General features: G+C 69.7%; 1 protein-coding gene. It reads left to right on the top strand.

The window, feature by feature from the left end; genetic code table 11:
- On the top strand, positions 1–320 hold a 320-nt coding region (locus tag ACX6XY_RS30150; RefSeq protein ID WP_460337825.1), incomplete at both ends, for a carboxyl transferase domain-containing protein.

Here is a 320-nt window from a genome sequence, read left to right as displayed (position 1 = left end):
CACTTCGCGTACGACGACGAGGAGACCTGCCTCGCCGAAGTCCGCTACCTGCTCTCGATGCTCCCCTCCAACAACCGCCAGAACCCGCCCGTGGCGCCGTCGGACGACCCGGCCGACCGCCGCTCGGACAACCTGCTCGACCTCGTACCGGCGGACGGCAACCGCCCGTACGACATGCATCGGGTGATAGAGGAGCTGGTCGACGACGGCGATTACCTGGAGATCCACGAGCGCTGGGCGCGGAACATCGTGTGCGCCCTGGCCCGCCTGGACGGGCGGGTGGTCGGGATCGTCGCCAACCAGCCGCAGTCGCTGGCCGG

This window comes from Streptomyces sp. O3 (genome assembly GCF_054788135.1).
This window is presented reverse-complemented; position numbering and strand designations above follow the sequence as displayed.